This is a genomic window from Enterococcus sp. AZ084, assembly GCF_051714905.1.
GTDB classification, from domain to species: Bacteria; Bacillota; Bacilli; order Lactobacillales; family Enterococcaceae; genus Enterococcus_B; species Enterococcus_B pernyi.
In genome coordinates, this window is record NZ_JBIOSS010000001.1 from 2,762,832 (window position 1) to 2,786,725 (window position 23,894).

Below are 23,894 nucleotides of genomic sequence, written 5' to 3' on the forward strand. Positions count from 1 at the left end.
AATTATTCCTCCTCAAAGCCGACTGTCCGAATCTCATAAGGCTGGAGCATTTCGTCAATCGTCTCTTGACATTCTTCTTCAATGAGATTCAACCGTTTGCCTTTTTTGCCATTTTTCGTCAAATGCAACGATTCTAAATGACTAGACATATTGAATCCTCTCGCTACTAGTTTATCATTAAGTTTGCTTCGTTTCAAAGCAGTAATTGCAAACGTTTCCCCTTTGATTGATAAATATTGTTTTTTCGGTGATAGTTTGCCTACTTGATTGGACAATTGCTTTGTCGAAAATGGAATTTGAGCTGCATAAGCATGTTTGTATGTGGCAAATTTATCTTTTCCAGAGTGAACCTCTAAACTGTAATCGAATTGGTGAACACCTAAACACTGTGCCTCCGGTGTCGGGAAATAACCCCAGTCGCCCATCTCACCGACGCAACGCAGTAATGTCACCGCAATGGTTTTTCTATCCAAGATTTCATATTCATTCAAACCAAAATTACCAATCGTTATTCCTTGGGTTGCATCGCCTAATTGGACAAAGGCATGTTGATGCTGGGGATTGGTCGGGTTCTCCCAACTTGCAGAGACTTGATTTGGACGAGCTACGACTTCAAAAATACTATCTGCTTCATGTTGTTCCACATGTAACTTTGTTGGGAATAAGACACGTAAGCGATGATCTTTCATCTGATTATCGATGGTTGTTGTAAAATCGATCTTTTTGCTCTCTGCACGCAACGTAATCAGTGTTGTGATTGTCAGTGGCTTTGTTTCTTTTGAGCGTTGGGCTTGTCTAAAGCGGAACTCTCGTACCATTTGTTGCTCTTTTTCTAACCGATCATCTGCAGAAATAGGGATGTCAATGGTTTGAGTTAGTTTGATTTGAGCGATTTCAGATGTATCCTTGATGATGTCAACAGTACTTCTCGGTTGGTCTTTTGAAAGAATCGCTTGTTCATTCTCTGGTTGTTTGAAGATATATTCGTTACCGATGTCACCGACGTCTTCAAATGTCAATAACTCTTCAAATTCTTGCCCGGTCGTTTTATCCAATAAGGTCAATGTCCCGTTTTGCTCAATGGATACATGCACGAATTGATTTTCAATACAGCGTCCTGCTTGAGTAATCATCGACTCTTGTTTTTCATCCGTGGCTCCTTCAACTAAAGCGAATGTTTCCCATGAAAATGCAGGCATTTCATCAATCGGTAGCTCAATCGTGACATATCTTGCCATATATGGCACTCTAAAGCGATCTTTCGGTAAATCATAGCCAAATGATACAACTTCTTCAGAAATCAAAGCTGGGATCTGTTTTTTTTCAGACGTTTCAACATGGTAGTATTTCTTAGGTTGTTCCGCCAATTCTTGATATAGCTCCTCTGGAATCCCTTCTGCAAATCGTTTTCGTTCCAACTCTAAAGTGATTACGGCTGACCCTGTTTTGGGCATTCCTGCTGTATTGAAAATAACAAAAGGATAGCTTTGCTTCGAAAATCCACTGGTATCAATAGCTGTTGCCAGTTGATCCAATGCTTCTTGTGCTAAAAATCTCCCCACTTCATTGGCTTTTTCAAAACGCGGAATCATTTCTCGATGAACGGAGTCAACTGAGCATCCGCAAATGCTATCATGAGGATGATTTTGCATCAGTGTTTTCCAAGCGTAATCTAATTGATCGTGCGGATACTTTCCTGTCACTTCATACGCCATCGTTGCTAAAGGTTCTGTGACATTTTCAAGTTGACGTTGTACTTTTGTGTTCCACTGTTTGAGGTAAACTCTCGCAGAAGCTGTATTGGCTAACGTATACCAGCCATCGGTTTCTTGACTCGTCAATTCTCCTTCAACTGAGCCAAGATCCTGAGGAAGATCCTGTTGTACCGTTTCTAGATAATCCGTAAAATTGGAATGAATAAATTCATAGTCAGGATACAATTCATTGGCTAATCGAATTGCCTTTGATATATCTTTTTGTACAGGTTGATGATCCACTCCATTCATCATCAATAGATGGTTGGTTGACGCATATTGCTCGGCATCTGCTAACTTCTGATCCCAAAAACGAATCGCAGCTTCTTTCTCAGCTGGAATCTCATTCCCGTTACTGTACCAGTTGGCAAACAATAACCCAAAGATCTCCGTTTGATCAGGGCCTTTCCACCACATCTCAGAATATTGTGACGAATAGTTCTCAGCTTCTAGTACTTGATTATCAAAGCCTATCGGTTTCACTCCACGACCAAACGCAGCAGCTTCTAGTCCTACTTGCTTCATCATTTGTGGCGTTTGTCCCATATTGCCAAAAGTATCAGGGAAATAACCTAGCATGACCGGCGTTCCCCATTTGCGACTTTCTTCCATACCGATCAACATATTCCGAACATTTGACTCTGAGCTAATTAAAAAATCATCCTGTAAAATATAAAATGGTCCAATCCGTAATTTTCCTGCATCGATGGCTTGTTGGATTGCTTCTCTTTTTTCAGGACGTACTTGTAGATAGTCATCTAAAATAATGGTCTGTCCATCTAAATGAAAGCTGTTGAAGTCTGGATCGGTTTCAAACAGCTCCAACAAATCATCCATTAACTCCACTAATCGCATGTGATGTTGCTCATATGCCATGTACCACTCACGATCCCAATGGCTATGAGAAATGATATACACTTTTTTCTTCATATCTATTCTCCTCCTTATTTTTCCACTCGGATATCAAAGTAATCCATGACTAATTCACAAAACATCATGTTTGCCCAAGAAAACCATTCTCTTGTGTAGTTTTGCGGATTGTTCACATCAAAACCTTCATGCATCAAGTGTGTCCCTGCATCGGTCGCTACTAGTAAATCAAGGATTCGTTCTTTTTCTTGTTTGTCTTCTGTCGTCATTCCCTCCATCGCTAGGGCGATTGGCCAAATATAATTCTCGGGCGTATGCGAAGAACCAATTCCTTTTGCATACTTCCCTTCATAAAAGTAAGGGTTCTCTTTACTTAACAAAGTATTTCGCGTATTTATATAGTGTTCATCTATACTGGAGCAATAACCCAAATAAGGTGCTGAAATCAAATTAGGCACATTGCTATCATCCATTAATGAGGCATTCCCTAAGCCGTCTACTTCATACGCATAAATCATTTCACCTTGTTGATTTTCGATTTTTCCATAGGTGGCAATCCCCTCTTGGATGGCTGTTTTTAAGTCGTTTGCTTTTGCAACGATTTCTTGGTCTTCAAGAATTGAGGTGAAAATCTCTTCCACATATCCTAGAATAACTACAGCAAACATATTGGATGGGACAAGATAGCCATATTGACAGGCATCATCGCTCGGACGAAATCCTGACCAAGTCATACCCGTGGGCGCAATCGCCGATCCACGTCCCTCGTTGACTAACGTATCTTCTTTTCTTGTGGTGTCTCTTGTAAAGGTGTAAGGCGATTGTCGATGGTCTTGTTCCACTTGAAAAACTTCTAAGATTTTTTGAATCCCCTCAATAAATGAGTGGTCAAATTGATCTGTACGTCCGGTATTCTTGTAAAGTAAATAAGCAAGTTGAACAGGGTAGCATAAAGAATCGATTTCATATTTTCTTTCCCAGATCCAATCGTTCATTTGAGTGTGATCGGTTTGATGCCCTGCGCCATTTGCTTGTTCATTGAACGCATTTGCATATGGATCGATCGTGATATAGTAAAATTGCTTTTTGACTAACCCACTGATCATGTCAGCTAAATCTTCATCCTCTTTCGCAATCACTAAATAAGGACGAACCTGCGCGGTGGAATCACGTAACCACATTGCAGGGATATCTCCTGTGAGTAGAAAAGTTGTCCCATCCTCTTGCCGTTTGACTGTGGTCAACAACGTATTCGCAAAAGCCGAAGAAAAATTCTTAGCCCAATCTGCATGCTCTTCTCCACATTTTTGTATGATGTCATCCATAAATTGCTTCACTGAATTAGGTATATCTTTATAAACCATATTATATAAACTCCCTTTTATTTGATATGTCATTATGGATTATACCTGCTCGCGCTATAAATGTCTACGCTTTCAATAAACTTTTTTCTATTTACTTTTTCAAGTATTATGCTATGATTTAATTATGATATATCATTAAGAGGTGTAATTATGGAGCAACCATTATATAAAACAATATTTTTAGCGCTAGAAAAAGCAATACATGATGGAACTTTACCTGTCGACAGTCAAGTTCCCACTGAAAAAGAACTATCCCAACAATACAATGTTAGTCGGATCACGTCCAAACGGGCATTGACAGAATTAGAACAACTAGGATTGATTTATCGTGTACGCGGAAAAGGAAGTTTTGTTAAAGCTCCCAAAAAAGGTGTGCCTTCACGTAGTCTCTCTACTCATAAAAGAATCTTATTTCTTTTGCCTTACTTGTCTGATTTATCCGTGGGTGACTTTACTCAGGGCTTGAATCCAATCATGCAAGAACATCAATTCGAGGTCATGATGACGACTTTAGATTTTTTAGAAACAAAGACAGCCAATGATTTGATGCAAGAATTTGATGGCTTGATTTATTATGCTTTTGAAACAGATCAACATCTTGACTTGCTTTTTGAGCTTTCCTTAAAAGACTTTCCAGTACTCATGCTAGATAAAAAAATATATGAGTTACCTTTTCCAACTGTCTTATCGGATAACTTTCAAGGTGGTTCTTTAGCAACCAATCAACTGATTGAACAAGGTCACAAAAAAATCGCTTATCTTTTTGGTGATTTATCCCATCCACAATCCGTGAGACAACGCTACCTCGGTTATCTTGAAGCACTGAATAAAGCAGAGTTATCGTTCCATACTGCATTAAATGATCCAATGGCGACCACTAATGAATTAGCTAACTATATTCATACACATAACGTTACAGCATTTGTTTGTGAGAATGACTTAGTTGCAATTCAAGCAATGACTACGTTAAAACAATTGGGTTACACCATTCCCAATGATTTTTCCGTCATTGGGTTCGATGATATCCAAGCTGCCGCTTTGGTTGATCCGCCTTTAACAACGATTGCCCAAGATTTTCTCCAATTAGGCGAATTGGCGGGCAAAGCGATGATCCAGTGGTTACAAACAAAAGAAAAACCGGCTGACATCAAACATCCTGTTACTTTGATCCAACGACTATCGACAAAGGAGTATACACATGGACATTCAACAAATTGATACACGTCATGGCACTGCGAATCAAGCCAACTTTTCTAATGGGAATTGCCTGCCTTATACAGGCGTTCCTTTTGGTATGAACTATTTTGCCCCACAGACAAATGAACAAAGAGGTAGTTGGTGGTTTCACCCCGATGACCGGATTTTCCAAGGCTATCGTTTGACTCATCAACCTAGTCCTTGGATGGGGGATTTCAGCCACTTTTTGATGACTCCGTTCAGTGGAGTATTACAAGAACCCACGGTGTTCCATGCCCAAAGTTCGTATCGCCCAGAAGAATGTACTTTTTGTCCCACCCACCTTTCCATTGACCAATTGCGTTACGGTATTCAATCGACAATGATCCCTAGTATGTATGGCGGCATCCTTTCCATCACTTACCAACAAAATGATAGCGGTTTATTACTAGCATTTCCTGGCCGTTTCCGTCTTACTGCAAAAGATGCCTACACACTAGAAGGCCAAGTCACTCATTTTGCGGGCGCAGAAGATCCGAATTTCACTTTTTATTTTGTTTTGGGCTTCGAACAGCCTCTGACAACTAGTGAACTCGAGTATTCTAGCGAACAAGCAGACACCGTAGCTCTTTATTTTGGTCATATCAAGCAACAGACGATTCGGCTAGGGACGTCATTCATTAGTAATGAACAAGCTCACCACAATTTGAAACAAGAGCAAGAAAAACAAGAAAAAGACTATCTTTTAGACAGTCAGGAGCAATGGCAAAACTACTTTGATCGAATCAAAATCAACCATCATGATCAAAAACAAATGCAAACGTTCTATCACAATTTATATCGGACATTCCTATTCCCACAAACTTTTTACGAAATTGATCCAGAAGGAAAAAAAATCCATTATGATACCACTAGTTGTACAGTAAAAAATGGGATTCTTTATACAAATAATGGTTTTTGGGATACGTACAAAACGGTTTACCCACTCTTTTCTTTAATTGCGGTCGAAAAATATGAAGAGATGTTGGAAGGTTTTTTAAACAGTTATCGAGAAACTGGCTTCTTACCTAAATGGCTTTCTCCAGATGAACGAGGTCTCATGCCTGGAACATTGATCGATGCAGTGATCGCTGATGCTGCCATCAAAGGTATCGGCAGTCAGAATATGCCGGAATTTTTAGAAGCCATGAAAAAAGGGGCGACAGTTCAAAGTGATCAACAAAATTATGGTCGCCAAGGGACAATCGATTACTTAAAGTATGGCTACGTGCCAAACCATTACCATGAATCGATCAATCACACACTTGATTATGCCTACAGTGATTTTTGTATCAGTCAAGTTGCTCAAACACTAGCTGATGTTGAAACAACTCATCACTATCAGCAACAATCTATGAACTATCGCAATGTTTTTGATACAGAAACTGGTTTTATGCGTTCAAAAGACTGCTCAGGAAAATTCCGTCCTGATTTCTCCTCTATCTCTTGGGGCACAGATTACGCAGAAGGAAGTGCATGGCAAAGCAGTTTTGCTGTTTTCCATGACTTTGCAGGTCTGATCGAAGCGCATGGTGGAAAACAAGCTTTTGAGAACAAATTAGTTGAATTATGTAATCAACCGCCTAAGTTTGAAGTCGGTGGTTATGGGTTTGAAATCCATGAAATGAGTGAGATGGCAGCCACTGAATTTGGACAATTAGCCATCTCTAATCAACCAAGTTTTCACTACCCTTATCTTTTCCATTACCTTGGGAAACCCGAAATGGCACAACCTTTGATCAAACAGTTGCTTACGCAACTTTTCGATGCATCACCTACTGGCTATCCTGGCGACGAGGATAATGGCAGTATGGCCGCTTGGTATATCTTTAACAGTTTAGGTTTTTACCCAGTTACACCTGGAAGCGGTGAGTATGTCATTGGTATCCCACTGTTTGATCAAGTGATCTTAACACTTTCAAACGGCAATCAATTGACTATCCATGCTACGCCTAATCAGCCCCAACAACAGTTTATTCACCATGTAAGCCGAGATGGCTGCACTTATGAAAAGCTATATTTTACTCATCAAGATTTACTAAACGGTGGCACGATCAACTACCATTTAGGCATTGTTCCTCATACTAAAACTTATTCAGAGGATAGTTTGCCTTATTCTTTAAGTCGCCAAGAATAATATCAGTGGTTCAGCTAGAAAAGAAGCGTGGTTAAGGAAGCTTCTACCCCAGTGCTTCCTCTTTAGTTAATTCCATTTGCCATCCTCTTCAGCACTAATTTTAGAGCATGTGCGACTTCATTAGGACTTTATTAAATGATTGATTTCACTCATGACTCGTTGTTTACAGATGACTCGTTGAGATGCTATACTAAAGAAAAGAAGCGATGCGCTAACATCGCTCCAATGTAGCCGTTTTGTGGTAGCATGTATTAACGTATGATAAACCCGTCAACTTCTGCTAAAAGTTTATGACGGGGTTATTTTTTATCTTTTTTGCTGATTGTCAGCATAATGCCAACAAGCGCAAGCATCAACGATCCAAACTGGATCATCAATGCCAGTGCTTCCGCAACAGACAAAAGGCTACTCCCTTCGTTGAAGTGGGAAAGTGCTCATACGCATCACCCCCTGAGTAGCTACCATCATAAACAATCTACATGGTCCATTTTAACATAGAACCCATCACATATTTTATATTTTTTGTTTTTTTTATATGATTGTTTTCACCTGTCAAATCATATAAAAAAAGAATATAAGAGAACTGTATTCGCACACACTATGTTTTTTTATCCTCTTACTCAAATGATTTTTTATCCATGACTCTTTATTTACAGATACCTAGTTAAGATGCTATACTAAAGAAAAGAAGCGATGCGTGAACATCGCTTCAATGTAGCCGTTTTGTGGTAGCAAAATTTTACGTAGTAAACCCGTCAACTTCGCTAAAAGTTTATGACGGGTTTATTTTTTATCGCTTTTGCTGATTGTCAGCATAATGCCAACAAGCGCAAGCATCAACGATCCAAACTGGATCATCAATGCCAGTGCTTCCGCAACAGACAAAAGGCTACTCCCTTCGTTGAAGTGGGAAAGTGCTCATACGCATCACCCCCTGAGTAGCTACCATCATAAACAATCTACATAGTTTATTTTACCATATTGCCTTTCACATATTTTTATTTTTTGTTTTTTTATAAGATTGTTTTTACTTATTCAATCATATAAAAAAGAATATAAGAGAACTACGTTCGCATATCCTCTGTTTTTTTATTTTCTTACTCAAATGATTTTTTATCCATGACCCTTTATTTACAGATGACTCGTTAAGATGCTATACTAAAGAAAAGAAGTGATGCGTCAACATCACTTCAATGTAGCCGCATGACGGTAGCAAAATTATTTGGAAATTCCCCGTTAAATCTCGCTAAGGTTTATGACGGGGTTATTTTTTATCTTTTTTGCTGATTGTTAGCATAATACCAACAAGCGCAAGCATCAACGATCCAAACTGGATCATCAATGCCAGTGCTTCCGCAACAGACAAAATGGCTACTCCCTTCGTTGAAGTAGGAAAATGCTCATACGCATCACCCCCTGAGTAGCTACCATCATAAACAATCTACATAGTTTATTTTACCATATTGCCTTTCACATATTTTTATTTTTTGTTTTTTTATAAGATTGTTTTTACTTATTCAATCATATAAAAAAGAATATAAGAGAACTACGTTCGCATATCCTCTGTTTTTTTATTTTCTTACTCAAATGATTTTTTATCCATGACTCTTTATTTACAGATACCTAGTTAAGATGCTATACTAAAGAAAAGAAGCGATGCGTGAACATCGCTTCAATGTAGCCGTTTTGTGGTAGCATGTTTTGAGCTAAAATAAACCCGTCAACTTCTGCTAAAAGTTTATGACGGGGTTATTTTTTATCTTTTTTGCTGATTGTCAGCATAATGCCAACAAGCGCAAGCATCAACGATCCGAACTGGATCATCAATGCCAGTGCTTCCGCAACAGACAAAAGGCTACTCCCTTCGTTGAAGTAGGAAAATGCTCATAGGCATCACCCCCTGAGTAGCTACCATCATAAACAATCTACATGGTCCATTTTAACATAAAACCCATCACATATTTTATGTTTTTTGTTTTTTTATATGATTGTTTTTACTTATTCAATCATATAAAAACAGAGATAATGAGATGTTAAATCTCACGATCTCTGTTTTTTATTCAGATGAAACTTCCTTCTGTTTGACTTTGATTTTCTCGGTATTCTGAAGGCGACTGTCCGACGATTTTTTTGAATAATTTTGAAAAATAGGTCGTATTATTATAGCCGATTTCATTAGAGATCTCATTGATATTTTGATTACTATGGATCAGCAACCATTTTGCTTGTTCCATTCTTAAGTGATTCAAGTACGCAGAGAAGCTTTTTTTAGTTTCTTTTTTAAACAGTTGTCCTAGATACATGACATTCAGATGCAAATGTTCTGCGACTTCTTTCAAGGTTAACGGTTCTTTATATTTCTCATGTAAGATTTGAAGAACTTTTTCGACATTTTGACTATATTTTTGATTATGCTGATTTTCCAATAAAGATAGTAGGAGTTGATGCAACTCTTGGACAGATTTTGCTTGATTGATTTTTTGGATGCCTGTTAAGTATTCATCATCTTCTAAACGGATCAGCTCACGATAGATATCCATAAATAATAAAAAACTGAAATGACGGATATCTTCAGGCGACATGACCGCCTGTTGGAATTGCTCGAAAAAGTCAGAAATCATTTGTTGTGCGAGCGCTAACTGACCACTTTTCAACACACGACTAAATGATACAAAATCAATTGATTGTTTAATTTCTGCTTGTTCGGCATAGAAAATACGTTGATTTTGATCCCCATAGAATTGATGTAGTTGTAAATTATCTTTAGCATGCTGGAAGCTTTGCGGTATCGTTTCCGGATCACAAGATTCATCCCCAATACTGATCAGCCAATTCTCACACATCAGCGACTGTTCAACAAAATGGCTAAACAGTTCTACTGCCTCCTCCTGAAGCAACAAAACAAATAAAACAAGTTCTCCATAATTCCGTTGGTAATAAAAAGGTTCTTTTCTTTTTGTCAGCCACTGACTGATTGTCGTTTCAGCCTGCCTAGGTACTTGTGCAAGTAAGACACGTCGCTGACGCTTGCCTAGTTTTTCTAAAAGTTCTTCTTCACTAGGTTCATCCAATTCATCATTCAACCATTGGCTAAATAGAATTTCTTGGTACACTTCTTGTTGATTTTTTTGTTGTCTTCGATGATCCAAGCGTTTCTTGACGGTTTCAAGACTAGTAATCAGTTCTGCTTTATTGACTGGTTTCATCAAATAATTAACAGCGCCTAACTGCATCCCGCTTTTTAGATAATCAAATTCTTGATAGCCCGATAAGATCATAAATTCAAAAAGATGTTCTTTTTGAGCAGCTTCAATAAATTCTAATCCATTCATCTCAGGCATCGTTACATCTGTGACAACTAGATCAATTGGCTGCGTCTCTAAAATCGATAGTCCCTGCATAGCATTTTCTGCAGTAGCAACAACGTTAAATCCTAAATTTTGCCAATCGATGATTTTTTGTAAGCCAGCTAAGATCATATATTCATCATCAACTAATAGTACGTTATAAGACATCAGCAGCTCCCCTTTTTATTTTAAAAGTAATATGGATCGTTAATCCACCAGTTGCATTTCTAGCTAGGGTCATCTGATAACTCGGTCCAAAACTAGCACGCAACCGTTCATTGACATTTTGTAAGCCGATCGATCCACTGAGTTCTACTTTGCTTTGCGCCAACTGTGCGCTGATTTCAGCTAATCGCTCTTCTGTGATTCCTTTGCCATTATCACGAATCAAAAGATGAACAAATCCATTTTCTTCAAATACTTTTACACTCAATGCGTTATCAAAACGAGTAAAATCAACGCCATGTTTAAAATAATTTTCTACTAATGGTTGGATGATAAATTTAGGTACTTCAATCTCTTCCAATGATGATTCGATCGTGAAATGATAGGCGATACGGCTAGGATAACGCATTTGATAGAGGTACACATACTTCTCACAAAAATCCAATTCTTCTTTTAAATGAATCGTCTTTTCCTGGTTGGTGTTATTACGTAATAATGCAGAGAAAGCATAGACAACATCTGCTAGTTCTTCACTACCTTCACTGATGGCATACATTCGAATATATTCCAATGTATTGTATAGAAAATGCGGATTGATTTGTGCTTGTAATGCACGCATGTGCGCATCTTGTTGTTTGATTTCTAATTTGTAGATATCTTCCACATATTGATTGATACTGCCTAGCATCTCATTGATTCCGACTGATAGGTCTTTTAGCTCGTATTCAGTGATACTAGTATCCACACGAGTATCTAAATTCCCTCTAGCCACTTCATCCATGGCTTCCATGACACGATCGATTTGTTGAGAATAACGTTTGAACGTCTTGTATAAAAATAAAAGCAATAAACCATCCAATAAAATGACGCCAATAATTAACGGTGCTAAGCTTTTTTCTGTTACTTGGCGAACCGTACGCTTATCTAATGTGGCTAAAATACGATAATCGTCGGACACCTCTTGCGATTGGATAAAATTCGATTTTTCTAATTTCTCCACTGGTAATGTAGAATCCGCTTGTAGGGTCTGATTGATCAACTTTTCCTGCTTAAAGATTCGTTCTTTGCCCAGTGCTCGATCATGAAATGTATACAACCGATTACTCGTTCCGGAAATCATGTAAAGAGATAATCCATTAAACGTATTTAAATTCGTCAGCGCTGCATCAAGTTCATCTTTATCAAACCCTACAAACATACTGCCAATTTCTGCGCCACCTTGTGTAATCGTCATTTTGATATAAAAAGCCTGTTTTAATTGTGGCGTTCCCTGCTTGACTATCCCGCCTTTGTTCTCTCTAGTGGACTCAAAATATTCTGGTAATTGGTTGAACACAAGGTACACACTACTTACCTCTTCATAATTGACATACATATCACGAACTACGTTAGGGAATGAAAGAAAATCAGCAGATTGTCGTTGTCGGTCGTACGCATACATCAAATATTGATCGATCGGTTTAGTTAAATAAGTGGTGGTATTCTCGATTTTATCTGAATCCCCTACAAATTGATCTTTGATCACTTTACTTAACGTTGTTTTATCACTAAGCGTTCGCAACGTACTTTGAACTGCTTCATTCACTACTTGTTGTGCTTGGATTTGTCTTTGGATGAATGTATGCACGCTGATGATGATCGTTGCAATCATCGTCAAAGCAATCATCATGATCGCATATTTACGCAATAAACGGTTTAACAACGTTCCTTTTGAAAAGATAAAATCTAACCTATTCATATGTTTCCAACTGCAAGTCCAGATTTTCCCGCCATTGTTTGGTGATCGTTCCGTTCCAAACTGTAAGTAACCCAATCAAACCAAATAAAATCAACCCTTTATAATTCCACGTCACCCAAAGAATCAGACCACTGCCAAGGATGATTTTTAAGAAAGTTGAAAAACTTGCGAAACTGGAAATCAAACTCAACTTCAGCAGATTTCTTAAAGTCATTTGATAGCCACTATCTAAAATCATACTATATTGATACGTCGCATAAGCGTACAACATGCTGAACAGTATAATAAAATCAATCACTAAGAAAAGAATCCCTTGAATCTGTACAGATAAATACAAGTTATAACTAAGCAAAAAAAGACAAGCCGAAAAAAGGCCAAACAATTGATTTCCTCGCACGAAGGACTGTTTGAACATCTGCCAACTTTCGCTGATCGTGATGTCTTTATATTCGAAACCATGGAGATAAAACTGTTCATTGACAACTTTCCAAGCTGGCCCGATTCCTAAAACGACGCCGCCACACACAGCTAAGCCCCAAAAATACAATGTCAATTTCATGATGACCCATACGCGTATGAATACTGTTTCCAATGCTCTACCTAACACAGGACTTTCCCCCTTTATTCTTCATCATATCCTATTATACAAAAACATACTGTAACCTTGAGCATATTGGAATATATAAAACCAAATAAATGGTGTTCAAGAAGCACATCTTCGGTCATCAGCTAGAAGTAACTCCTTCGGAAATAAGACGAAATCCACAAAAATTCAAGAGCAATTTCCGTGGATTCCGCCTTATTTATCGGAGCTAGACACTTCCGTCACAACCTTAGCTTTGATTAGTTGTTTTCTTGTCGGAATGTATCATATTGTTTTTGCATTTCTGTCAGTACTTTGTCGTATCCAGCTTTATCTAAGGCGTCCATTAGTTTTGGTAAGGTTTCATCTGGATCGACAGTTCCAGTGTTCAATCCATCAAGGTATTGATTCATGACATTTGAGATATTACTCAATTCAGTTTTTACGCTGTCTGTATTAAAGCTGAAGCCTAAGATTGGAGAAGTTTCAGCTTCTGCAATCGATTGATCTCTTTTAGCGATCATTTCATCGGTAATCGTATCTTGTGTATAAAGAATCTTATTGTTTCCAGTATTCCAAGCAGACATGTGTGTTTTTGGCTGATAGCCGTCTAATAATTTTACTTTGTCATCGCCAACTTTTTCCCATGCCTCTCCTTCGATTCCCCAAACCAAGCCGTTAAGCAATTCAGGATCGCTATTCAATAACGCTAAGAACTCTACTGATTTCTCTTTGTTTTTTGATGTATTAGAGACAACAAAATTTGCCATTTGCGCTTGTCCTGTTGATTTCAAAGGAACAGTAATTGGTTTCGATACTAATTCTTGATTTGCAGCATTTGTTAAAATCGTATCGCCGTAATCGTATGGTCCTTGTGTTTCTCCACGCATCAACCATGTATTACCTTCTAACGGATAATCTTTGTTACTAGTCGCTGCATCACTAGGGATCAATCCTTGATCATACCAACTATGCATCGTCCGTAACAGTTCGATGTAATTTTCGTTGTCATATTGATTAATGATCTTTGTTTTGTCGCCATTCAAATCAACCGCAAATGGCAAAGTATTTCCTAATGGATAATCGAAATCCCCTTGTACTTTAAATCCTTGCCCAATGGCAAAAGCCGCTGTATTCGGTTCTTTTTTATGGAATTCTTGTAAAACTTTTTCTGCATCTGCATACGTTTCAATACCATCAATCGATAAATTGTATTTATCTAATAATGGCTTATTGAAAGTCAACACTTGTTGTGCAAAGACATTGGCGTTTACAGGGAAGGCATATAATTTCCCGTTGATCAGATTGCCTTTGATATATGCTTCATCCAAAGAATCATACGCTTCTTTTCCATATTTAGGCGCTAATTCAGTCAAGTCTGCAAACGCGCCTTTTTGTGCATTTGATACGTAATTGTTGGCAAAAGCGATATCGTAATTTTCACCGGATGAGATGATGACGTTCATTTTCTTCTCATAGTCGCCCCAACCAATATAATTGATATTGACTTTTACACCAATTTTTTCTTCAATACGTTTATTCGCGACTTCCAGCAGCTGATCAAGGTTATCTGGTTTGTCACCGATCTGGTACATTTGTAATGTCGTCGTATCACTGGCCGCTGCATCGTCCTTGTCACCTGAACCGCCCCCACAAGCTGCTAAACTGATTGCTGTTAGTGCTGAGAATCCTGTAAAAGCTAATTTTTTCCATAACTTCATATCTTTTTCCTCCTATTTTAGTGCTTTATTCTTTGACGCCGCCAATCGTTAACCCTTTAACAAAATGTTTTTGGAAAAATGGATAGCTGATCGCAATCGGTAATGTTGAGATAACAACGATTGCCATACGAGCAGACTCTCCAGGAACAGAAGCAAGACCGCCGGCTAACTGACTACCTGCTCCAGCATTTTGAGTAAGATATTGGATATTACTTTGAATCTTCATCAATAAATATTGCAATGGAACGAGATTATCGTTTTGAATATACAGTAACGCATTGAACCAGTCATTCCAATAACCTAAAGCTGCAAATAAACTGATTGTCGCAATTCCTGGAATCGCTAAAGGTAAGACGATTTGTACAAAAATCCGAAGTTCACTCGCCCCATCTATCCTAGCAGATTCAATGATCGAATCAGACACCGAACGTTTAAAGAATGTTCGCATCACGATAATATTGAACGGACTGACCGCCATCGGTAAAATCAATGCCCAAATCGTATCTTTCAGTTGTAATAAATTCGTCATCACTAAGTAGTTCGCAACCATCCCTGGTGAGAACAACATCGTGATCAAACAAAAGACTGTAAAGAAACGACGAAATGGAAAGTTGGATCGAGAAATAGCATAAGCATATAAAGAAGTTGCTGTACTATTGATCAACGTTCCTACTACTGTCACAAGAACAGTGACGAAAAGAGCCTGAAAAATTTTGTTTTGCATCTGGTCAAACAAAAAAGTATACCCAAATGTACTAAGTGTTTTAGGCCAAAAACTATACCCTTGCGTGGCCAAAATGGATTCATCTGTAAAAGAGATCGCAATGACAAAAATAAATGGTAATACACAAGAAAAAGCAAAAAGTGCAATCAAAATATTGGAGAAAAAGTTGGTGGTTTGACTAAACGAGCGAATCTCTACTCGTTGAACTTTCTTTTTATTCATTTTTCTCCTCCTTAGAACAATGCCGATTCGCTGTCAAAACGACGAGCAATCGTATTGGTGATCATTAATAAAACAAAGCCGACGACTGATTGATACAGCCCAGCTGCGGCCGTCATACCAAAGTCGCCAGTGGATGTCAGCCCATTATAGATATAAGTATCTAAAACTTGTGTCACTTCATAAAGCGCTCCGGAATTTTTTGGGATATTATAGAACAAACCAAAGTCCGCTCGGAAAATATTTCCAACTGCTAATATCGTCAAGATCGTCATCAGAGGGACCAATTGTGGAATCGTCACATGTTTGATTTGTTGCCACTTGCTTGCGCCATCCACCATCGCTGCCTCGTAATACGTCGGATCGATTCCCATAACTGAAGCAAAATAGATGATACTGTTATAGCCGATCCCTTTCCATGTTCCAATAAAGACTAAAATAAATGGCCAATATTTAGGATCATTGTACCAATTGATTGTTTCTCTCCCACTTGCTGCCAACCATTGATTGAAGATCCCTTTATCTGGACTTAAAAACGCATAGACAAAGTAACTAATGATGACCCAAGAAAGGAAATAGGGAAGCAATGACATGGTCTGGTATACTTTTACCAATCGTTTATTTCGCAATTCACTCATAATGATTGCAAACACGACAGATATCAAAAGATTCAGTAAAATAAATGTCACATTATATAAAATCGTATTTTTGGTAATCAGAAACGCTTGATCAGAAGAAAATAAAAACTTGAAATTCTCCAATCCAACCCATGGACTCTCTCTTAAACTGGCAAGAAAGCCATCCGCAGAAATATGGAAATTTTTAAACGCAACGACATTCGCTAATACCGGGATGTAAAAGAAAAAAATCATCCAGATCATCCCAGGGATCGCCATCAAAACAAGCGCCTTATAGCGCCATAAATTCCCAAAAAAACCTTTTAACCCCTTCCTTTTTCTCATATAAAAACTCCTTTCACCTCATTCGCACTGTCATTATAGCGCTTTCAAAAGATATAATAAATGAACAAATCATAGGGAAAATGAAACAAATTATAGAGAAGATTGTAAAAGAATCATTTTGATCTGAGGTGTGAGACTGAAAAACGAAAAATAGCTGTTTTAGGTTGCCACCTATCATGATTTCAATAAATAAACAAAAAAACTTACAGAATTGAGGAATGCATTCCTGAATCCTGTAAGTAGTTTTTTATTGCTCTATCTATTTTTAGTCTAAATGCAGTTAGAAAAATGTTTATGTACTTTGCTATTGGATGCTTACATAATAACGTATGACTGTGGTTGGATAATAGTTAAGTCAGTTTATTTGCTCTACATACGCATGTTTTTATAAATCTATACTTTTATTTAGTGAGAATGTGAAAAAAAGAACTCCGTAATAAAGTTGATTACATACGGAAAAAACACCACTGTTAATACAGTGAAAAAGTTCTCTTAAATCTCTGGATACTGATAAATTCTATTATAATAGTGTAAAATACTAACACTATAGAAAGTATTAACATAAAAAAAACCATTGAAAAGAAAATCGAGTTTCTGTAATGTTCCTGTAAATCATAAGGCAAAATAGAATTGAATAAAGAAACTAGTTTCATATTTAGAAAGATACAAATGATATAACTAAGACTTAATCCAATTATGTAGATAAAAAAATTTTTTAGTAATAATTCTCTCAATATATATTTAGGTTGGATTCCCAAATATATTTTTGTTTCAACATCTGTTCTATCAATTACCTTGAATAGTAAAATTTTATTTCTAAAGTCAAATAATATATATATGCTAATTATCACTATTAAAAAGGATAAAATATCCCTTCCAAAAGAAATTTGCATAATTAAAAACTGATTTCCATCTAAACTTAGTTGTGCCGACTTTAAATCGCTACTCATTATTTCTTGTTCCATGATTTGAATAAATCCTTGTAAATACAGTTGCAAAAAGACACACTCAAAAAATAGGATGCCAATAATAGTAATTGAAACAACATATCTAATCCCTACTTTGTATACGCTTCTAATACTTCTCCTAATAAGATATAGGTTAGATAAAATAGTTGGACCCACATTGATCATATACCTTCTCTCCTTTAATTAACTTAATGATTCTAAATTCAGATTCTTTTATAAAGTTAGGATCGTGAGTAGACATAATAATCGTAGAGCCTAGTTTATTCTTTTTTTTCAATAACTCGAATACTATTTTTGCATTTGCCTTATCTAAATTAGCTGTCGGTTCATCAGCAATAATAATTGGGGGATTCGCAACGATTGCTCTGGCAATATTCACACGTTGTCTTTCACCACCAGATAAATTTCTAGGTAAATTTTTTATACATCTATCTAGTTTCAGATCTGTTGCAACTTCCTCAACTTTCGACTGTATCAATGAGGATGGATAACCTAAATATTCCAATTTATAAGCTATATTTTCAAATACTGTCCACTCTTCAATCAATCTTGTATCTTGAAAAACTACCCCCATCATTTCCCTTAAATTTTGTAATTCCTTATAGTTATATTGACATACTTCTTTATCATTGATTTTCAAGCTACCCGTATTATACATTCGTCTCCCTTGAATCAACTCAATTAAAGTGGTTTTTCCCGAGCCACTTTTTCCTATCAAAAATACAAATTCTCCATGTTCAATTTGCATATTTATATTTTTTAATACTTTATTGTTTTTATGTTCCACTCCAAGATTATCCATCAAGATGAAATTATCCTTTTTCATATTCCCCTCTGCCTTGTTTTGAAATATTGACATAGAACCTACCTAAGATATTTTCTCTGAACTGCCATTTCACATAAATAAATTATTATTCCTGGTTATAAACTAAATAACCTTTTAAAAACAGCTTTTTTTCATTCGTTATGTACCTCCCATTTTGGGAAAATAGAAATATAATAGATCATAATATTCCCTAAAATATTATTTGAGCAAATTACATAATTAATATTTTTAGTTAATAAAAAATTCAAATGATTTATACACTGAGTATCATACATTATATATTTATTATTTTGTTTTATCCGTCATAATTGGTTGATTTAACATCATATTCGTATAGGGAAATTACTTTTTAGTTTCTTCTTGTGTTTAGACTTTCCACTATACACTTCTTTGACAGCCCTAAACAAAAAACTTACAGGATTGAGTAGTATACCCCAATCCTATAAGCTGTGTTTTCAGGCTCTATTTACTTCTTACTTGTGCCAATTCATCTGGTGTCATTTGGCGATACTCTCCTAAAGCTAAATCTTCTGGCAGAAGAAAATTCCCCATACGTATCCGTTTCAAGTAAGTGACTTCTTTGCCAACGGCTTTTACCATCCGTTTGACTTGATGGAATTTCCCTTCATGTAAGATCAAGCGGATACGAGAAGTGTTTGTTTCTTCATCGACTGAGTCAATGAACAGTTTTGCAGGCAGGGTCTGTTCATCTCCATCAATGAGTAGTCCAGCTGCAAAGGCTGACACATCTGCTTTCGTCATCACGCCAGCTACTTCTGCCAAGTATTCTTTTTCTACGTGTTTTTTGGGAGAGAGCAATTGGTGGGAAAACTGCCCGTCATTGGTTAGGATCAACAATCCTTCTGTATCTTTATCTAACCGACCAACTGGAAATAGATCTTCTCTAAAATCTTCATCAGAAAGTAAGTCGATGACGGTTTGATCATGATTATCTTGAGTTGCTGAAACTACACCCGCCGGTTTATTCAAGATATAATAAAAATCTTTTTGGTAATGTAAGGATTCATCCAGATACATCACCGTATCTTCGGTTTCTTTCACTTGATATTTATCACTTTTAATACATGTTCCATTGACTGTGATCAAGCCTTTTTTGATCAGCCCTTTGACTTCTTTGCGGCTGCCAAGACCGATGTCAGCTAAAAATTTATCTAAACGCATGTGATTGTCCCCTTTTCAAGCAATGCCTGTCTTATTTGATACGCAACCGTCGGCGTAAACGAATCATTCCTTGACGTCCTAATAACTTATCTGCGAGACGAAGCTTCAGTGCCAAATACGTATAAACCAAACCACCCACTCCGGCGACTAAAACAATTAATATTAGTGATTGGAACTTGCTGTCTTGGCTCAAGAACATCCCGAAAATCATTTTCGTCAGCCCTGCTGCAAGGAGCATCAACAGAGTAAGAATAAAAATCAATAAGGTGCGGCGCCATACAAATTTTCGATTGAAGCGAGCCACTTGATGGATTTTCTTTAGTATCAACGAACAAGAAACGATAAAACCAATCATCGTTGCAAGCAATGGCCCATACACTTCAAAAATACGGATTGCTGGATACTGCAAGACCAGTTTTACGAGAAACCCAACCAGTAAGTATTGGATCGCCGCTTTATTTTCAAACATCCCTTGAAGCATATTTGATACAAGCATATAAAGTCCGAGAAAAAGTCCGACAAAACTTGCTTGGATCAATACTTGGCTTCCTAGTTGATCTGGTGTATAAAATAAAGTATTCAAAGGATATGCCAAGAGCATCACACCACACGTTGCAGGAAACATAATAAAGGAAAACAACTGTAAATTACTGCTTGTTAATTTTGCTAGTCCACGACGATCCTTGATCGTTACCGCTTCCGTGATCAAAGGTAAGCCTGTCGCAGCAATCGACGTCGCTAAAGCAATGACGACCATTGTCAACTTGTCAGGATTCGCACTGAAAATTGAAAAAAGATCCAATAATTGGGCATTGGAATACTCAGTGGTATCCGACATGATTTTAATAAATGTAAATTGATCGACTAATTTAAAAATCGTGATCCCTGATCCTACGATGATAAAAGGAATCGCTTCTTTGATCGTATCCAACAATAATTCTTTCGTGGCAATGGTCACTTGGTTTTCACTGTACTGCACACGAGCTGCTGTATACGCTTGATGTTTCTTCAAAAAATATAATAAGACAGCCAAGCTGACGATCATCCCAATAAATGCTGCAAAAGTCGATTGGGTCACCGCAGTTACGTAGTCCCCTGACAGGACTTTCATGATGATGAATGTAGAAAGCAACAGATAAAATACGCGCGCAATCTGCTCAACGATTTGCGAAAGTGCATAAGGCATCATTTCCTGATTCCCTTGGAAGTATCCTCGAATAACACTCATACAAGGAAATACTAATAGTGCTGCACTTAATGAGCGCATGATTGGAATCAATTCTTCCCCACCACCAGAGGCACGAGCTAACCAAGGCGAAGCAAAATACATAAATCCTGCAAAAAACACCCCTAAAACAGCCATCATTTGCATTGCTCGTAGAAACAACCGGTGAGACGTCCCGTATTCATTCAATGAATTGTAACGTGCGGTTTGTTTCGCAATGGCAGCTGGAATCCCCGCAGTTGAAATCATTAAGAATAACGCATAAATATTGTACCCCATATTGAATAATCCATTGGCAGCCTTTGCATTTTCGCCCATCCAAGCATACCAAGGAATAATATAGACTGCGCCAAGTAATCGAGAGATCATATTACTTGCAGTCATCCAAGCAGAACCTCTAGCCATTTTCTCTTGAACTGTCAAATTTTCTACTGCTGGTTTTCTTTGATTAGTCATTGATCAGATTCCAACTTTCTTCAAAACATTACTCATATTTTAAGTGTAAATCCACAAAGTAGCAATCTTTTTATCGGCTTTTTTTATTTTTTAGCGGTTGTAGTTTATACGTAATCACTGTTTTATTTCAATCACAGGATGATCTGGTTCTCTATCTTCGTTCTTTCGAAATCATCGCTTTTTCATTTTTTTCTAGGTTGCTATTTACAACAGTTGCATATTTTTTTGCATAATCACATTTTCTATTGAACCCTTCTGTTTCGAATTTAGGATATAATTTTCTACTATTTTGATCAGAGGTAACTATAGCGTCTCTTGTCTTTCCATCATTCGTTGATTTTATAGGAAACATTTTGTTTGTAGGTACAGTCTTTTTAGATGAACGCTTGCTAGGAATTAGTTCTTCTGCAAATTTACGATCTATCTTATTTAACACATGCTCTAACGCTGCTGCTCCTTTAGTCGGTTCTCCTTCTTTAGCTAACGACGCTTGCATCTCCGGGTTAGTTTCTACATGTTGGATCAAATCAGCGAATACAGATGGATTTTTTTCTCCTGCTTGTCGCAGATACTTTGTGATAGCTGGACGGCTAGAAGGGGATTTTTCTAAAGATTCACGATCCATCTTATTTAACACATAGTCTAACGCTGCTTCCCCTTTAGTCGGACCTCCTTCTTTAGCTAACAATTCTTGCAGTTTAGGGTTAGTTTCTACTTCTTGTATTAATTTAATTAATTCATATACATCATATTTTGCACGTTGTCGCCTATACTTATTGATATGTGGGGTGATCGAATTCATAGTGATTTCTGGATTCATTGTCCTATTCCTTCTTCCATTTTTTATTTAAATAACAAGTTTTAAATTGAAACAAGTTAAATTGTTTTCCTTCCCCTCCTTTTAATGTTTTGTTTTACTGAGACTTTCACGCTACGACAAAACGTTTATCTTCGTTCTTTTGAAACCGGATGATCTACCTTTTTAGTTAATGAGGTATTTACTGCCTGTGCCACTTCATTCGCCGAACGAATTTTACGTGTGAAGTATATCGGGCTCTCTTTCGCAGTCAAAATAGACTTTTTGGTCCTTTGTGGGCTATGTAACGAATCACCTGTAACCTTTACATCCTTAAATGTGTTAGCGTTTTTTGTTCTACTTGTAGTCGAGTCGCTTCGGTTGATTCCTTCTTTTGATCGTTGTTCATTGTTGTTTGTAGTGACGATTTGTTCCTTATTTAAAGCGATTCTATCGGACTGTCGACCGCCTCTTATCACTCCCCATGTTCTTCTCCACAGTGACTGAATCGCTCGACTGATTTGCTTTATGGGTCTGAATCTTTGTTCACGATGAGGTTGATCGATCGCCTCATTAAATGAGTCTTCTTTGCGTACAAAGTTGTTTTCTAGTCTGGCTATTACATCATCTTCTGGTATATTATAATGTGAAACTATATATTTAAAGGCTGTAAGCTTCTCCTCTTTCGATAGATCCTTTTTGTTAAATAACTTTTCTCCTAATTCACGTATTTCTTCATCAATCATTTTCTATTCCTTCTTTCTTTTTTTATTTAAGACTCGTTTTCAGATACTGTTAGACAGACCTCGTTTGTTTCTGTCCTTTAACGTTTTTTTTACTAAAACATTCAAGCTGAGATCAAACGATTCACCCTCGTTCTTTAGCAACCATCGCCTTTTCTTTTTTTGAAAATAAGTTATTTGCCGTTTTTGCAGCTTCATTTGCCGAACGGATTTTACGTGTGAAGTATGTTGGAAGATCATTTAATCTCTTAGTGGACTGCTTCTCATTTTTTTGAATCGTTTTTGGCTTCGGCAACGAATGATCTTCAGCTGTTCTAGGTTCTTTCCTCTTTGTTGTCCTGCCTATTTTTTGGATTTTTTCAGCTATGTATGACAAAATTCTTCGTCGTTTTGATGTAGATTGTGGAGAGGTTGTTACACTGTTGTCTGTTTTTTTGGCTCGCTCTACTGAACCTTGGGCTAATTTGCCTCCACCGAACCTTTCCTTCGAGAATTGTTGAACATTATTTAAAGGGATAGTTTTATTAAGCTTTACCTTATTTAAAGCTGTTCCATTTAAAAATTGACCACCTAGTAGATTTCTCCACATCCTGGTCATCATTCCCGGTTGTTTCCCACTGACTTGATCCGCTTGTTTGGCTTGTCCCCTAGGTATCAAATGATCTTGTGAACTATAGCTATCTTCTAGACTATAATAGATTGAGTCAGATTCTATACTATACATTGAACTATCCTCTAGATGATAGTTGGCATGTAGAGATGTAGTAATGCTTGTCTGTTCAGCTTGTTCTGGTTTCTCTTTAGATATACTATTTTTCTTTGATAACTGCTCTTTAAATCCGCTTGTTTCTTCAGGATTCATTTTTAGACCCTCTCTCTTTTTATTAACATCAGTGATT

The 23,894-nt window shown here is 37.2% G+C and carries 20 protein-coding genes; 2 read left to right on the forward strand and 18 right to left on the reverse strand.

Features of this window, described 5'->3' with window-relative positions:
• Positions 1 to 2: 2 nt before the first annotated feature.
• Together IGI79_RS12500 and IGI79_RS12505 are read right to left on the reverse strand one after the other, a co-directional pair.
• Positions 3 to 2,684, reverse strand: coding sequence for an alpha-mannosidase (locus tag IGI79_RS12500; RefSeq protein ID WP_438846036.1), 2,682 nt, complete (start codon positions 2,682 to 2,684; stop codon positions 3 to 5).
• Between the two features lie 14 nt (positions 2,685 to 2,698).
• On the reverse strand, positions 2,699 to 3,988 hold the full coding sequence (locus IGI79_RS12505; RefSeq protein WP_065095587.1) for a glycoside hydrolase family 125 protein: 1,290 nt from the start codon (positions 3,986 to 3,988) through the stop codon (positions 2,699 to 2,701).
• A 150-nt stretch (positions 3,989 to 4,138) separates the two neighbouring features.
• Here IGI79_RS12505 and IGI79_RS12510 point away from each other — a divergent pair, with 150 nt between their 5' ends.
• Positions 4,139 to 5,206 (forward strand): GntR family transcriptional regulator, encoded by a 1,068-nt coding sequence (locus IGI79_RS12510; protein ID WP_065095586.1) that lies wholly within the window; start codon positions 4,139 to 4,141, stop codon positions 5,204 to 5,206.
• Positions 5,187 to 7,340: a GH92 family glycosyl hydrolase gene (locus IGI79_RS12515; protein WP_065095585.1), complete on the forward strand. Its 2,154-nt coding sequence runs from the start codon at positions 5,187 to 5,189 to the stop codon at positions 7,338 to 7,340. Before IGI79_RS12510 ends, IGI79_RS12515 begins: the two co-directional genes overlap by 20 nt.
• 299 nt (positions 7,341 to 7,639) lie before the next feature.
• Here the strand turns inward: IGI79_RS12515 and IGI79_RS12520 are convergent, their stop codons facing one another.
• The 16 genes from IGI79_RS12520 to IGI79_RS12595 form a co-directional block, all read right to left on the reverse strand.
• Positions 7,640 to 7,741, reverse strand: a complete 102-nt coding sequence (locus IGI79_RS12520; protein WP_071867541.1) for a putative holin-like toxin — start codon at positions 7,739 to 7,741, stop codon at positions 7,640 to 7,642.
• A 382-nt stretch (positions 7,742 to 8,123) separates the two neighbouring features.
• Entirely contained in the window at positions 8,124 to 8,225 is a 102-nt protein-coding gene (locus tag IGI79_RS12525) for a putative holin-like toxin (RefSeq protein WP_074801375.1), read from the reverse strand.
• A gap of 379 nt (positions 8,226 to 8,604) precedes the next feature.
• Complete coding sequence (locus IGI79_RS12530) at positions 8,605 to 8,709, reverse strand: putative holin-like toxin (RefSeq protein ID WP_317742953.1); 105 nt, start codon at positions 8,707 to 8,709, stop codon at positions 8,605 to 8,607.
• 380 nt (positions 8,710 to 9,089) lie between these two features.
• A complete protein-coding gene (locus IGI79_RS12535) occupies positions 9,090 to 9,191 on the reverse strand; it encodes a putative holin-like toxin (RefSeq protein WP_071867541.1) in 102 nt (33 codons plus the stop codon).
• A gap of 209 nt (positions 9,192 to 9,400) precedes the next feature.
• A complete protein-coding gene (locus tag IGI79_RS12540) occupies positions 9,401 to 10,855 on the reverse strand; it encodes a response regulator transcription factor (protein ID WP_195274073.1) in 1,455 nt (484 codons plus the stop codon).
• Positions 10,845 to 12,590: a sensor histidine kinase gene (locus tag IGI79_RS12545; protein WP_065095930.1), complete on the reverse strand. Its 1,746-nt coding sequence runs from the start codon at positions 12,588 to 12,590 to the stop codon at positions 10,845 to 10,847. Before IGI79_RS12545 ends, IGI79_RS12540 begins: the two co-directional genes overlap by 11 nt.
• Positions 12,583 to 13,197: a YesL family protein gene (locus IGI79_RS12550; protein WP_065095929.1), complete on the reverse strand. Its 615-nt coding sequence runs from the start codon at positions 13,195 to 13,197 to the stop codon at positions 12,583 to 12,585. Before IGI79_RS12550 ends, IGI79_RS12545 begins: the two co-directional genes overlap by 8 nt.
• Before the next feature lie 236 nt (positions 13,198 to 13,433).
• A complete protein-coding gene (locus IGI79_RS12555; RefSeq protein ID WP_065095928.1) occupies positions 13,434 to 14,894 on the reverse strand; it encodes an ABC transporter substrate-binding protein in 1,461 nt (486 codons plus the stop codon).
• Between the two features lie 25 nt (positions 14,895 to 14,919).
• Positions 14,920 to 15,840: a carbohydrate ABC transporter permease gene (locus IGI79_RS12560; protein ID WP_065095927.1), complete on the reverse strand. Its 921-nt coding sequence runs from the start codon at positions 15,838 to 15,840 to the stop codon at positions 14,920 to 14,922.
• Positions 15,841 to 15,851: 11 nt separating this feature from the next.
• The gene (locus tag IGI79_RS12565; protein ID WP_019723329.1) at positions 15,852 to 16,799 is read right to left on the reverse strand and encodes an ABC transporter permease; all 948 of its coding nucleotides are present in this window, start codon (positions 16,797 to 16,799) and stop codon (positions 15,852 to 15,854) included.
• A 1,101-nt stretch (positions 16,800 to 17,900) separates the two neighbouring features.
• Positions 17,901 to 18,593 (reverse strand): cell division ATP-binding protein FtsE, encoded by a 693-nt coding sequence (locus tag IGI79_RS12570; protein ID WP_438846037.1) that lies wholly within the window; start codon positions 18,591 to 18,593, stop codon positions 17,901 to 17,903.
• A 462-nt stretch (positions 18,594 to 19,055) separates the two neighbouring features.
• Complete coding sequence (locus tag IGI79_RS12575) at positions 19,056 to 19,775, reverse strand: pseudouridine synthase (protein ID WP_065095925.1); 720 nt, start codon at positions 19,773 to 19,775, stop codon at positions 19,056 to 19,058.
• Positions 19,776 to 19,806: 31 nt separating this feature from the next.
• On the reverse strand, positions 19,807 to 21,456 hold the full coding sequence (locus tag IGI79_RS12580; RefSeq protein ID WP_010734149.1) for a putative polysaccharide biosynthesis protein: 1,650 nt from the start codon (positions 21,454 to 21,456) through the stop codon (positions 19,807 to 19,809).
• A gap of 151 nt (positions 21,457 to 21,607) precedes the next feature.
• Positions 21,608 to 22,276: a hypothetical protein gene (locus IGI79_RS12585; protein WP_438846038.1), complete on the reverse strand. Its 669-nt coding sequence runs from the start codon at positions 22,274 to 22,276 to the stop codon at positions 21,608 to 21,610.
• Positions 22,277 to 22,401: 125 nt separating this feature from the next.
• Positions 22,402 to 22,998: a hypothetical protein gene (locus IGI79_RS12590; RefSeq protein WP_065096181.1), complete on the reverse strand. Its 597-nt coding sequence runs from the start codon at positions 22,996 to 22,998 to the stop codon at positions 22,402 to 22,404.
• Between the two features lie 121 nt (positions 22,999 to 23,119).
• Positions 23,120 to 23,857: a hypothetical protein gene (locus IGI79_RS12595; protein ID WP_065096182.1), complete on the reverse strand. Its 738-nt coding sequence runs from the start codon at positions 23,855 to 23,857 to the stop codon at positions 23,120 to 23,122.
• Between the last annotated feature and the right edge of the window lie 37 nt (positions 23,858 to 23,894).